Origin of the sequence: Streptomyces sp. MnatMP-M17, from assembly GCF_900091995.1 — a bacterium.
Classification (GTDB): domain Bacteria; phylum Actinomycetota; class Actinomycetes; order Streptomycetales; family Streptomycetaceae; genus Streptomyces.
In genome coordinates, this window is record NZ_FMDK01000618.1 from 1 (window position 1) to 12,742 (window position 12,742).

Below are 12,742 nucleotides of genomic sequence, written 5' to 3' on the forward strand. Positions count from 1 at the left end.
GCGGGCCCCGGCGAGCCGCACGCCCGGCTCAACCCCAAGTACCTCTTCGACACCTTTGTGATCGGCGCGTCCAACCGGTTCGCGCACGCGGCGGCGGTCGCCGTGGCCGAGGCGCCGGCGAAGGCGTACAACCCTCTCTTCATCTACGGGGAGTCCGGGCTCGGCAAGACCCATCTGCTCCATGCCATCGGGCACTACGCACGCAGCCTCTACCCGGGCACACGCGTCAGATACGTCAGCTCGGAGGAGTTCACGAACGAGTTCATCAACTCGATCCGTGACGGCAAGGGCGACACATTCCGCAAGCGCTACCGCGATGTCGACATCCTGCTGGTCGATGACATCCAGTTCCTGGCGAGCAAGGAGTCGACGCAGGAGGAGTTCTTCCACACCTTCAACACGCTCCACAACGCCAACAAGCAGATCGTGCTGTCCTCGGACCGGCCGCCCAAACAGCTCATCACCCTTGAGGACCGGCTGCGCAACCGCTTCGAGTGGGGGCTGACGACCGATGTGCAGCCGCCCGAGCTGGAGACGCGTATCGCGATCCTCCGTAAGAAGGCGGTGCAGGAGCAGCTCAACGCACCGCCCGAGGTACTGGAGTTCATCGCCTCCCGTATCTCGCGCAATATCCGTGAGCTGGAGGGCGCGCTCATCCGGGTCACCGCGTTCGCCTCGCTCAACCGGCAGCCGGTGGATCTCGGGCTCACCGAGATCGTGCTCAAGGATCTGATCCCGGGCGGCGAGGACTCGGCTCCGGAGATCACCGCCGCCGCCATCATGGCGGCGACCGCCGATTACTTCGGTCTGACGGTGGAGGATCTCTGCGGCTCCTCGCGGAGCCGGGTGCTGGTGACGGCCCGCCAGATCGCGATGTATCTCTGCCGGGAGCTGACCGATCTCTCGCTGCCCAAGATCGGTGCGCAGTTCGGCGGACGTGACCATACGACCGTGATGCACGCCGACCGCAAGATCCGGGCGCTGATGGCCGAGCGGCGGTCCATCTACAACCAGGTCACCGAGCTCACGAACCGCATCAAGAACGGCTGACACACCCGGCACACACAGCCGTGACGGCCGACTCGGCCAACGCACCGCCTGCGGGCGAAGGGCGCCAGGGACACCGTCCGACACGGTCCCGGGCGCCCTTTTCCATGCCTCGAAACCCCGTCCGGGCCTCTCGGTGACCTCGCCGACGCGTCGGTCTCGCTCCTGGGCTGTTCGAATCAGCGCCGGTCCGAGGGCCTTCTCCACAGATCTGGGAGCGATCTTCCGTCCACAGCCTGGGGACCGAGAAGTTGTTCAGACTGTGTCCACAGGCACAGCCGCCGCAGATCCATCCGGCCAGGTCAGGCCCCTGTGGAATTGTGGCTGACGGCGCTCCACAGACTGTGGACGAAAAAATCTTCCACAGGGCCGGGCCTCGGTTGTCCACCGGCGGCCCACAGGCTGACCCGCGTTGCCCACAGCCTGTCCACATCCCTGTCCACTGTTCGGCAACGAAACACCCGGGATCGCTGAGTCGAGTGAAAGGCGTCACACCAGGAAGCCGGATTGGGCTGTGGGGAACCTGGGTAAAGCTGGGGACAGGACTGGGGAGAACTCCCTGTGTCCTGTGCATCGGTTGTGCAGAACTTTTGCGTGTCCACAGAACCACCGAGTTGTCCACGGGTGGCGCCCACAGGACCGGTGGACAAAAAAGCGGGTCTGACCTGCGGAAACGACGTTATCCACGGTTTCCACAGGCCCTACTACTACTCCCACTTAGAGTTAGCTGGGAATCCGCTTGGAAGTGGGCCCTGTGCACAACTCGGCCTCCGAGCCTCCGCCGCCTCTCGCACCGACTTGACCCGCAGCCGCACCGAGTGTCGGTGCGGTACGTCAGACTGGTCCCCGGCATCACAGCCGACGACGAAGGCCAGCAGGGCGAGCCAGCAACAGCAGGAGGCGGTTCCGGTGAAGATCCGGGTGGAGCGCGATGTACTCGCGGAGGCGGTGGCCTGGGTGGCCCGCAGCCTCCCGGCCCGTCCGCCGGCGCCCGTACTTGCGGGCCTTCTGCTGAGGGCGGAGGACGGCGCCCTCAGCTTCTCCAGCTTCGACTACGAGGTCTCGGCACGGGTCTCGGTGGACGCCGAGGTCGAGGAGGACGGCACCGTCCTCGTCTCCGGCCGGCTCCTCGCCGACATCTGCCGCGCCCTGCCCAACCGTCCCGTGGAGATCTCCACGGACGGTGTACGGGCGACTGTGGTCTGCGGCTCCTCCCGCTTCACGCTCCACACACTCCCTGTGGACGAGTACCCGGCGCTGCCGCAGATGCCGACGGCCACCGGCACCGTCCCCGGTGAGGTCTTCGCCTCGGCCGCCTCCCAGGTCGCCATCGCCGCGGGCCGTGACGACACGCTGCCGGTGCTCACCGGCGTACGGATCGAGATCGAGGGCGACACGGTCACCCTGGCCTCGACCGACCGCTACCGCTTCGCGGTCCGTGAGTTCCTCTGGAAGCCGGAGTCCCCGGAGATCTCCGCGGTCGCCCTGGTGCCCGCCAAGACGCTGCTGGACACCGCCAAGGCGCTCACCAACGGCGACACCGTCACGTTGGCGCTCTCCGGGTCCGGTGCTGGTGAGGGACTGATCGGTTTCGAGGGCGCCGGGCGGCGCACCACCACCCGGCTGCTCGAAGGCGATCTGCCGAAGTACCGCACGCTGTTCCCCACCGAGTTCAACTCGGTCGCGGTGATCGAGACCGCTCCGTTCGTCGAGGCCGTCAAGCGTGTGGCCCTGGTCGCCGAGCGGAACACCCCGGTGCGGCTCAGCTTCGAGCAGGGCGTGCTGATCCTGGAGGCAGGTTCCAGCGACGACGCACAGGCTGTGGAGCGCGTCGACGCGCAGCTTGAGGGCGACGACATCTCCATCGCCTTCAACCCGACCTTCCTGCTGGACGGTCTGAGCGCGATCGACTCCCCGGTGGCACAGCTCGCGTTCACCACCTCCACCAAGCCGGCGCTGCTCAGCGGCCGGCCGGCCGTCGACGCGGAGGCGGACGACGCGTACAAGTACCTGATCATGCCGGTACGCCTGAGCGGCTGACCCCACAGGTGAGTGGCCGGATCCGGGCGTAGGCTCGGATCCGGGTACGCAATCGCCTCAACGCTTAAGGAATCCCTGATGGAGCTCGGTCTCATCGGTCTCGGCAAGATGGGCGGCAATATGCGCGAGCGCATCCGCCGCGCGGGCCACACCGTCATCGGATACGACCGCAATCCTGACCTTGCCGATGTGCACAGCCTTCAGGAGCTGGTGAGCAAGCTCAAAGCCCCTCGGGCCATCTGGGTGATGGTGCCGGCCGGCGCCGCGACCCAGGCGACGATCGATGAGCTGGCCGCGCTGCTGTCCCACGGCGATGTCGTGGTCGACGGCGGCAATTCCCGCTGGACGGACGACGAGAAGCACGCCGTGGAGCTCGGCATCAAGGGCATCGGCTTTGTCGACTGCGGTGTCTCCGGCGGCGTCTGGGGCCTGGAGAACGGCTATGCGCTGATGTACGGCGGTACCCCGGAGCATGTGGCACAGGTCCAGCCGATCCTCGACGCGCTCAAGCCCGAGGGCGACTTCGGCTCCGTACACGCCGGCAAGGTCGGCGCGGGCCACTTCGCCAAGATGGTCCACAACGGCATCGAGTACGCCATGATGCAGGCCTATGCCGAGGGCTGGGAGCTGCTGGAGAAGGTCGACTCGGTCACCGATGTCCGGGAGGTCTTCCGCTCCTGGCAGGAGGGCACAGTCATCCGTTCCTGGCTGCTGGACCTGGCGGTCAACGCCCTGGACGAGGACGAGCATCTGGACCGGCTGCGGGGCTTCGCGGAGGACTCCGGCGAGGGCCGGTGGACGGTCGAGGCGGCGATCAACCACGCGGTGCCGCTGCCCGCGATCACCGCGTCGCTGTTCGCGCGGTTCGCCTCCCGGCAGGACGACTCGCCGCAGATGAAGATGGTCGCGGCGCTGCGCAACCAGTTCGGCGGCCATGCGGTCGAGTCGAGCGCATCGAAGAAGTAGCAGAAAAGAAGCGGAAGAAGAAACCGCAGCGGAGAAGCAGAGAACCGAGCCGGGGGAGGCCGACGCACACCCATGCACGTCACGCATCTGTCGCTGGCCGACTTCCGTTCCTACGCCCGGGTCGAGGTCCCGCTCGATCCGGGCGTGACCTCTTTTGTCGGGGCGAACGGTCAGGGAAAGACCAATCTGGTCGAGGCCATCGGCTATCTGGCCAGCCTCGGCAGCCACCGGGTGTCGTCCGACGCGCCGCTGGTACGGATGGGTGCGGACCGCGCGGTGATCAGGGCCTCGGTCACCCAGGGCGAGCGTTCGCAGCTGATCGAGCTCGAACTGAATCCCGGCCGCGCCAACCGCGCCCGTATCAATCGGTCCTCGCAGGTCAGACCGCGTGATGTGCTGGGGATAGTACGGTCCGTGCTGTTCGCGCCTGAGGATCTGGCGCTGGTGAAGGGCGATCCCGGCGAGCGCCGCCGGTTCCTCGACGAACTGATCACGGCGCGCTCACCTCGGATGGCGGGAGTGCGCTCCGACTACGACCGGGTGCTCAGACAGCGCAACACCCTGCTGAAATCCGCGGCGATGGCACGGCGGCACGGCGGGCGTGGCATGGATCTCTCCACGCTGGACGTATGGGACCAGCATCTCGCGCGCGCGGGCGCGGAGTTGCTGGCGCAGCGGGTCGATCTGATCGCGACTCTTCAGCCGCTCACGGACAAGGCGTACGAGCAACTCGCTCCCGGTGGCGGTCCGGTGGCGCTGGAGTACCGTTCCTCCGCCCTGGACGCCGTCGCTCTGGATGCTGTCGCTCTCGACGCCTCCGAGGCCGGCCTGGACACGTACGCCGCCGCCTCCGCGCATACGCGCGACGAGCTGTACGCACAGCTTCTGGCCGCCCTGGCCGGAGTGCGCAAGCAGGAGATCGAGCGCGGTGTGACGCTGGTCGGTCCGCACCGCGACGATCTGGTGCTGAATCTGGGCCGTATGCCCGCGAAGGGATACGCCAGCCATGGCGAGTCCTGGTCGTACGCGCTGGCGCTGCGGCTGGCCTCGTACGATCTGCTGCGCGCCGAGGGCAATGAGCCGGTGCTGGTGCTGGACGACGTGTTCGCCGAGCTGGACGCGCGACGGCGGGAGCGGCTCGCGGAACTGGTGGTTCCGGGCGAGCAGGTGCTGGTGACCGCGGCGGTGGACGACGACGTCCCCGGAGTGCTGGCAGGCGCCCGCTTCATGGTGGCCGAGGGCGCGGTGGAGCGCGTATGACCGGCCTCGGAGGCTCGGAGCCGCCCGCGGAGCTGCCCACCGGGCCGTCCGGCGCGGTGCCCGGTGCGGCGCCGCCGTCGGTGCCCGAGTCCTCCGGTGTGGATCTGGCGCGGGTCGCGCTGCGCGCGGCCAAGGAGCAGGCGCGGGCGCGCGGAGCCGCCGTACAGCAGAAGAAGCAGGCCAGATGGGGCGGCGGGCTGCGGTCGGGCGCCGGGGCCGACGGACGTGATCCACTGCCGCTCGGCGCGGCGATCAACCGGCTGATCACGGAGCGGGGCTGGGAGACACCGGCCGCCGTGGGCGGAGTGATGGGCCGCTGGCCGCAGATCGTCGGCGAGGACGTGGCGAAGCACTGTGTGCCGCAGCGGTACGACGAGGGCAAGGACGAGCGGATCCTGACGGTCCAGTGCGATTCGACGGCGTGGGCGACGCAGTTGCGACTGCTGGCGCCCAGGCTGGTGGCCCGGCTGAACGAGGATCTGGGCCATGGCACCGTACGGATGATCAAGGTGCTGGGGCCCAGTGGCCCGCCGCAGCGGTACGGCCGGCTGCGCGCGCCCGGCAGCAAGGGACCGGGCGACACCTACGGCTGACGGTCCCGGGAGCCGGCCGAACGGACCGGCTGCACGGGTTGGCCGTACCACGGACCGGCCGTACAGCAGCCTCCCGGGCCGGCCGTACGGCTTGCCGGCAGCAGCCCGTACGTTCTCACTCGTACGAGTGAGTGAGCGGATCCGCCGTGACGCGACAAGGGAAACCTTCCTGACGCGGGACACACCCCGCCCTGTCTCCGCCCGCCCTCTGCCCTTCCGCCGTCCACCCTTCCGGCGTCCCTCCCCGCTCCGGCCCGCCCGCCGACCCGCCCGCCGACCTGCGAGAGCGCCCGGGAAGACCGCGGCGTCCCTCACCGTAGCGGGAGGTTGACAGCCCGAAGCGCTCAATGCCCGTGTGAGCCTCTTGGAGCCCCTTCCCGAATATGGGGAGTCGGCAGGCGCTCATTCAGGGCGGCACATGCGGACTCAGGTACCGGCAAACCCCCATTCGGGTCGGCGCTACCGGTAGACTGATGGGAAATCCCGCTGCGCTTGCGGGAACCGTCAACAGATGCTGACACAAGCCGAACGACGCAGCCGGTCCCGCTTGCTCGGAGGACGGCCTGTGCTGTGCCAGAAAGGGCGCTTCGTGGCCGATTCCGGCAACCCCAATGAGAAGACTCCGTCCACCGCCACCGGTGAGAACGGCGAGGTCACCGCCTCGTACGACGCCAGTGCCATCACCGTTCTCGAAGGCCTTGACGCGGTTCGCAAGCGGCCCGGCATGTACATCGGCTCGACCGGTGAGCGTGGACTGCATCACTTGGTGTACGAGGTCGTCGACAACTCCGTCGACGAGGCCCTGGCGGGGCACGCGGACTCCATCGACGTCACCATCCTCGCCGACGGCGGGGTGCGCGTGATCGACAACGGGCGCGGTATCCCGGTGGGCATCGTCCCCTCCGAGAACAAGCCGGCCGTCGAGGTCGTGCTCACGGTGCTGCACGCGGGCGGCAAGTTCGGCGGTGGTGGCTATGCCGTCTCCGGCGGTCTGCACGGCGTCGGTGTCTCGGTCGTCAACGCCCTGTCGTCGAAGGTCGCGGTCGAGGTCAGGACCGACGGTTACCGCTGGACGCAGGACTACAAGCTCGGTGTGCCGACGGCCCCGCTGCTCCGCAACGAGGAGACGGGCGACTCCGGTACGTCCGTGACGTTCTGGGCCGACCCGGACATCTTCGAGACCACCGAGTACTCCTTCGAGACGCTGTCACGCCGTTTTCAGGAGATGGCCTTCCTCAACAAGGGGCTCACCCTGACCCTGACGGACGAGCGCGAGTCGGCCAAGGCCGTCGCGGGCGCCGATGTCGCGGGCGCGGATGTCACGGAGGGCCCGGAGGCGGAGTCCGCGCGTACGGTCAAGTACTACTACGAGGGCGGCATTGTCGACTTCGTGAAGTACCTGAACTCGCGCAAGGGCGAGCTGATCCATCCGACGGTCATCGACGTGGAGGCCGAGGACAAAGAACGGCTGCTCTCCGTCGAGATCGCGATGCAGTGGAACGCGCAGTACAGCGAGGGTGTGTACTCCTTCGCGAACACCATCCACACGCATGAGGGCGGTACGCACGAAGAGGGCTTCCGGGCCGCTCTGACAGGTCTGGTCAACCGGTACGCGCGCGAGAAGAAGTTCCTGCGTGAGAAGGACGACAATCTCACCGGTGAGGACATCCGTGAAGGTCTGACGGCGATCATCTCGGTGAAGCTGGGCGAGCCCCAGTTCGAGGGTCAGACGAAGACCAAGCTGGGCAACACCGAGGCGAAGACCTTCGTCCAGAAGGTCGTCCATGAGCATCTGACGGACTGGTTCGACCGCAATCCGAACGAGGCCGCGGACATCATCCGCAAGTCGATCCAGGCCGCCACGGCCCGGGTCGCCGCCCGTAAGGCACGCGATCTCACCCGTCGCAAGGGCCTGCTGGAGAGCGCGTCGCTGCCCGGCAAGCTGAGCGACTGCCAGTCGAACGATCCGTCCAAGTGCGAGATCTTCATCGTCGAGGGTGACTCGGCCGGCGGTTCCGCGAAGTCCGGCCGCAATCCGATGTACCAGGCGATCCTGCCGATCCGCGGCAAGATCCTGAACGTCGAGAAGGCGCGGATCGACAAGATCCTCCAGAACACCGAGGTACAGGCGCTGATCTCGGCGTTCGGCACGGGTGTGCACGAGGACTTCGACATCGAGAAGCTCCGCTATCACAAGATCATCCTGATGGCGGACGCCGACGTCGACGGCCAGCACATCAACACGCTGCTGCTGACGTTCCTGTTCCGCTTCATGCGTCCGCTGGTCGAGGCCGGGCATGTGTATCTGTCGCGTCCGCCGCTCTACAAGATCAAGTGGGGCCGGGACGACTTCGAGTACGCGTACTCCGACCGCGAGCGCGACGCCCTGGTCGAGCTGGGCAAGCAGAACGGCAAGCGCATCCGCGAGGACTCGATCCAGCGCTTCAAGGGTCTGGGCGAGATGAACGCCGAGGAGCTGCGGGTCACCACCATGGACATCGACCACCGCGTGCTCGGCCAGGTCACCCTGGACGACGCCGCCCAGGCCGATGATCTGTTCTCGGTGCTGATGGGTGAGGACGTCGAGGCACGGCGCTCCTTCATCCAGCGCAACGCCAAGGACGTCCGCTTCCTCGACATCTGAGTCGGTCACAGCTGACGGATCCAGCCCACGGATCTCAGCTCACGGATTCGAAAAGGCCGAAAGCGAAAAGGCCGAAAGGAACACTGACCAGCAATGGCCGACGAGAACACCCCTCACACCCCAGACACACCCGCCGTCCCCGAGCCCGGCGCTCCGGAGACCGCCACCGCCGTGGAGGGCCTGGCCCTGCGCGTCGAGCCGGTCGGGCTCGAGACGGAGATGCAGCGCTCGTATCTCGACTACGCGATGTCCGTCATCGTGTCGCGCGCGCTGCCCGACGTACGGGACGGTCTCAAGCCCGTCCACCGGCGTGTGCTGTACGCGATGTACGACGGCGGCTACCGGCCCGAGAAGGGCTTCTACAAGTGCGCCCGCGTCGTCGGTGACGTCATGGGTACGTACCACCCGCACGGCGACTCCTCGATCTACGACGCGCTCGTCCGGCTGGCGCAGCCGTGGTCGATGCGGATGCCGCTGGTGGACTCCAACGGCAACTTCGGTTCTCCGGGCAACGACCCGGCCGCGGCCATGCGGTACACCGAGTGCAAGATGATGCCGCTGTCGATGGAGATGCTCCGGGACATCGACGAGGACACCGTCGACCTCACGGACAACTACGACGGCCGTAACCAGGAGCCGACGGTCCTGCCGGCGCGGTTCCCGAATCTGCTGATCAACGGCTCGGCCGGCATCGCCGTCGGTATGGCCACGAACATCCCGCCGCACAATCTGCGGGAGGTCGCGGCGGGTGCGCAGTGGGCGCTGGAGCACCCGGAGGCCACGCACGAGGAGCTGCTCGACGCGCTGATCGAGCGGATCAAGGGCCCCGACTTCCCGACCGGCGCGCTGGTGGTGGGCCGCAAGGGCATCGAGGACGCGTACCGCACGGGCCGCGGTTCGATCACGATGCGCGCGGTGGTCGAGGTCGAGGAGATCCAGAACCGTCAGTGCCTGGTGGTCACGGAGCTTCCGTACCAGACCAATCCGGACAATCTCGCGCAGAAGATCGCCGATCTCGTCAAGGACGGAAAGATCGGCGGTATCGCGGACGTCCGCGACGAGACCTCCTCGCGTACGGGCCAGCGGCTGGTCGTCGTACTGAAGCGGGACGCGGTCGCCAAGGTCGTACTGAACAATCTATACAAGCACACCGATCTCCAGACCAACTTCGGCGCGAACATGCTGGCGCTGGTCGACGGTGTGCCGCGCACGCTCTCCCTGGACGCGTTCATCCGCCACTGGGTGACGCACCAGATCGAGGTCATCGTCCGCAGGACGAGGTTCCGGCTGCGCAAGGCCGAGGAGCGGGCGCACATCCTGCGCGGTCTGCTCAAGGCGCTCGACGCGATCGACGAGGTCATCGCGCTGATCCGGCGCAGCGACACGGTCGAGACCGCGCGTACGGGCCTGATGGGCCTGCTCGCGATCGACGAGATCCAGGCGAACGCGATCCTGGAGATGCAGCTCCGCCGGCTGGCGGCCCTGGAGCGGCAGAAGATCGTCGCGGAGCACGACGAGCTCCAGCAGAAGATCAACGAGTACAACGCGATCCTGGCCTCGCCGGAGAAGCAGCGCCGGATCGTCAGCGAGGAACTGGCCGTCATTGTCGACAAATTCGGCGACGACCGGCGTTCGAAGCTGGTGCCCTTCGACGGTGACATGTCCATGGAGGACCTGATCGCCGAGGAGGACATCGTCGTCACCATCACGCGTGGCGGCTATGTGAAGCGTACGAAGGCGGACGACTACCGCTCGCAGAAGCGCGGCGGCAAGGGCGTACGGGGTACGAAGCTCAAGGAAGACGACATCGTCGACCACTTCTTCGTCTCCACGACCCACCACTGGCTGCTGTTCTTCACGAACAAGGGCCGGGTCTACCGCGCCAAGGCGTACGAGCTGCCGGACGCGGGCCGCGACGCCCGAGGTCAGCATGTGGCCAATCTTCTGGCCTTCCAGCCTGACGAGCGGATCGCCGAGATCCTGGCGATCCGGGACTATGACGCCGTGCCGTATCTGGTTCTGGCGACCAAGGCGGGTCTGGTGAAGAAGACCCCTCTGAAGGACTACGACTCGCCCCGTGCGGGCGGTGTCATCGCGATCAACCTCCGGGAGACCGAGGCGGGCGCCGACGACGAGCTGATCGGCGCCGAACTGGTGTCGGCCGAGGACGATCTGCTGCTCATCAGCAGGAAGGCCCAGTCGATCCGGTTCACCGCTACGGACGATGCCCTGCGTCCGATGGGGCGAGCCACATCGGGTGTCAAGGGGATGAGTTTCCGCGAAGGCGACGAACTGCTGTCGATGAATGTCGTCAGGCCCGGTACGTTCGTGTTCACCGCTACAGATGGCGGGTACGCGAAGCGAACCGCCGTGGACGAGTATCGCGTCCAAGGTCGTGGTGGCCTCGGAATCAAGGCCGCCAAGATTGTGGAGGACCGCGGATCGCTCGTCGGCGCGCTGGTGGTCGAGGAAACGGATGAGATCCTTGCCATCACCCTCGGCGGCGGTGTGATTCGCACGCGAGTCAACGAAGTCAGGGAGACGGGCCGTGACACCATGGGCGTCCAACTGATCAATCTGGGCAAGCGTGATGCCGTCGTCGGTATCGCGCGCAATGCCGAGGCCGGCCGCGAGGCGGAAGAGGTCGACGGGACCGATGACCCGGGGACCGATGAGGCGGGTACGGCCGAGGTCGTCGCCGAGGGCAATCCGCCCTCGGCCGGGGAGCACGAGGAGTAGAGCGTGAGTGGAGCCACGGGCGCCGGATCGGCCGCTTCCGGAGCGAACGTTGCCCGTGGCCCTGCCACGGACTCCCAGGGGGTAACGGTGACCGATACCCGGGGGCACACGCCCCCGTACGAAAGCTATGGCGCTGAGCAGTCGCAGCCGACCGCGCAGCCGTATCACCCGCCGCAGGCGTATCCCTCGCCAGGCGGGGGAACGCAGGGCGGGCAGCAGGGACAGCAGCCGGGCATGCCCGGGGGATCCCCGGGCATGCCCGGAGCGTCCGGGCCTCTGGCCGGCGGCGCGGCCACGACCTCGGCCGTACGCCGTCCGAGGACGGGCGCGCGGACGACTCCGCGTACGCGCAAGGCCCGGCTGCGGGTGGCGAAGGCCGATCCGTGGTCGGTGATGAAGGTGAGCTTCCTGCTCTCCATCGCACTGGGCGTCTGCACGGTCGTCGCGTCCGCGGTGCTGTGGATGGTCATGGACGCGATGGGCGTCTTCTCGACCGTCGGCGGAACGATCAGCGAGGCCACGGGCTCGAACGAGAGCAACGGCTTCGATCTCCAGTCGTTCCTCTCGCTGCCGCGGGTGCTTATCTTCACGTCGGTCATCGCGGTGATCGATGTGGTTCTGGCGACGGCGCTGGCGACGCTCGGAGCCTTCATCTACAACCTGTCGGCGGGCTTCGTGGGCGGTGTTGAGCTCACGCTCGCCGAGGACGAGTGAGCGGCGGGTATCGATTTTGGGGCTGGCCCTGGAGTGCGCTAATCTTCAGGGGCAGCGCGGGGCTATAGCTCAGTTGGTTAGAGCGCATCCCTGATAAGGATGAGGCCACAGGTTCAAATCCTGTTAGCCCCACCGCGACAATCGGGTCCGTACGGAACGCCTCCGTATGGGCCCGATTGCATTTCGTAGTCCTTTCGACCGGCTGTGTTTTCTGCCTGATGAAGGCCCGAGTTGGGTTGCGGACAGGTCACCGATCGGTATCGGTCGGTGTGTATAGTCGGGCGCCAGAAGTCCCCTACGTCAAGGAAAGACGAGGTCGCGCGGTGAAGAAGCTTCTCCTGATCGCACTGGCCGCCATTGGCGGGCTCCTCGTGTACCGCCAGATCCAGGCGGATCGCGCCGAGCAGGATCTGTGGACGGAGGCGACCGACTCCGTGCCCGCAGGTTCGGGTGTGTGAGACCAACAGTCCTGAAACGGGAGCCCCGGCCGCCGAGCGGCCGGGGCTTCGTGCTGCCGGGGGCTTGGCGATGGCTGGAGTTTTGCGGTGCCGGGGGTCGGGGGCTTTGTGGTGTCGGTCGGATTGATGGATTCACTGGCGTGAATTGTTCGCTTGCGTGAGCAAAGCGTGTGGGTGGGCCGGTGTGAGGGGACAGTGGCCCGAGCTCCGGGGCAGGATGGACGCGCGTCGCGCCCGCCGCGGCGCGGGACGGCCGAGAGGGCGAGGGGAAGCGCGTGAAG

The 12,742-nt window shown here is 67.2% G+C and carries 9 protein-coding genes and 1 tRNA gene; all 10 read left to right on the plus strand.

Going from position 1 to position 12,742, the window contains the following annotated elements:
* Window positions 1-1,050, plus strand: a 1,050-nt coding sequence (dnaA, locus tag GA0115259_RS26120; RefSeq protein WP_107469263.1) for a chromosomal replication initiator protein DnaA, incomplete at its 5' end; no start/stop codon positions are given.
* 906 nt (window positions 1,051-1,956) lie between these two features.
* On the plus strand, window positions 1,957-3,087 hold the full coding sequence (gene dnaN, locus GA0115259_RS26130; RefSeq protein ID WP_093601560.1) for a DNA polymerase III subunit beta: 1,131 nt from the start codon (window positions 1,957-1,959) through the stop codon (window positions 3,085-3,087).
* Window positions 3,088-3,165: 78 nt separating this feature from the next.
* Window positions 3,166-4,053, plus strand: a complete 888-nt coding sequence (gnd, locus tag GA0115259_RS26135) for a phosphogluconate dehydrogenase (NAD(+)-dependent, decarboxylating) (RefSeq protein ID WP_093601562.1) — start codon at window positions 3,166-3,168, stop codon at window positions 4,051-4,053.
* A gap of 72 nt (window positions 4,054-4,125) precedes the next feature.
* Complete coding sequence (gene recF, locus GA0115259_RS26140) at window positions 4,126-5,313, plus strand: DNA replication/repair protein RecF (RefSeq protein ID WP_093601564.1); 1,188 nt, start codon at window positions 4,126-4,128, stop codon at window positions 5,311-5,313.
* The gene (locus GA0115259_RS26145) at window positions 5,310-5,906 is read left to right on the plus strand and encodes a DciA family protein (RefSeq protein ID WP_093601566.1); all 597 of its coding nucleotides are present in this window, start codon (window positions 5,310-5,312) and stop codon (window positions 5,904-5,906) included. Before recF ends, GA0115259_RS26145 begins: the two co-directional genes overlap by 4 nt.
* Window positions 5,907-6,471: 565 nt before the next feature.
* Window positions 6,472-8,550 (plus strand): DNA topoisomerase (ATP-hydrolyzing) subunit B, encoded by a 2,079-nt coding sequence (gyrB, locus tag GA0115259_RS26150; protein WP_093601568.1) that lies wholly within the window; start codon window positions 6,472-6,474, stop codon window positions 8,548-8,550.
* Window positions 8,551-8,643: 93 nt separating this feature from the next.
* Window positions 8,644-11,289 carry a DNA gyrase subunit A gene (gene gyrA, locus GA0115259_RS26155; RefSeq protein ID WP_093601570.1) on the plus strand — a complete coding sequence of 882 codons (2,646 nt, stop codon included), beginning with the start codon at window positions 8,644-8,646 and terminating at the stop codon, window positions 11,287-11,289.
* Window positions 11,290-11,376: 87 nt separating this feature from the next.
* Entirely contained in the window at window positions 11,377-12,003 is a 627-nt protein-coding gene (locus GA0115259_RS26160; RefSeq protein WP_093601572.1) for a DUF3566 domain-containing protein, read from the plus strand.
* A gap of 58 nt (window positions 12,004-12,061) precedes the next feature.
* A tRNA-Ile gene (locus GA0115259_RS26165) sits at window positions 12,062-12,135 on the plus strand.
* Window positions 12,136-12,326: 191 nt separating this feature from the next.
* Window positions 12,327-12,461, plus strand: coding sequence for a DLW-39 family protein (locus GA0115259_RS41225; RefSeq protein WP_208857699.1), 135 nt, complete (start codon window positions 12,327-12,329; stop codon window positions 12,459-12,461).
* Window positions 12,462-12,742 lie beyond the last annotated feature (281 nt).

What these genes read in the sequence shown, in the direction of transcription:
- gnd (WP_093601562.1), top strand. Translation starts at nt 3,166, where the DNA reads ATGGAGCTCGGTCTCATCGGTCTCGGCAAGATGGGCGGCAATATGCGC.
- recF (WP_093601564.1), top strand. Translation starts at nt 4,126, where the DNA reads ATGCACGTCACGCATCTGTCGCTGGCCGACTTCCGTTCCTACGCCCGG.
- GA0115259_RS26145 (WP_093601566.1), top strand. Translation starts at nt 5,310, where the DNA reads ATGACCGGCCTCGGAGGCTCGGAGCCGCCCGCGGAGCTGCCCACCGGG.
- gyrA (WP_093601570.1), top strand. Translation starts at nt 8,644, where the DNA reads ATGGCCGACGAGAACACCCCTCACACCCCAGACACACCCGCCGTCCCC.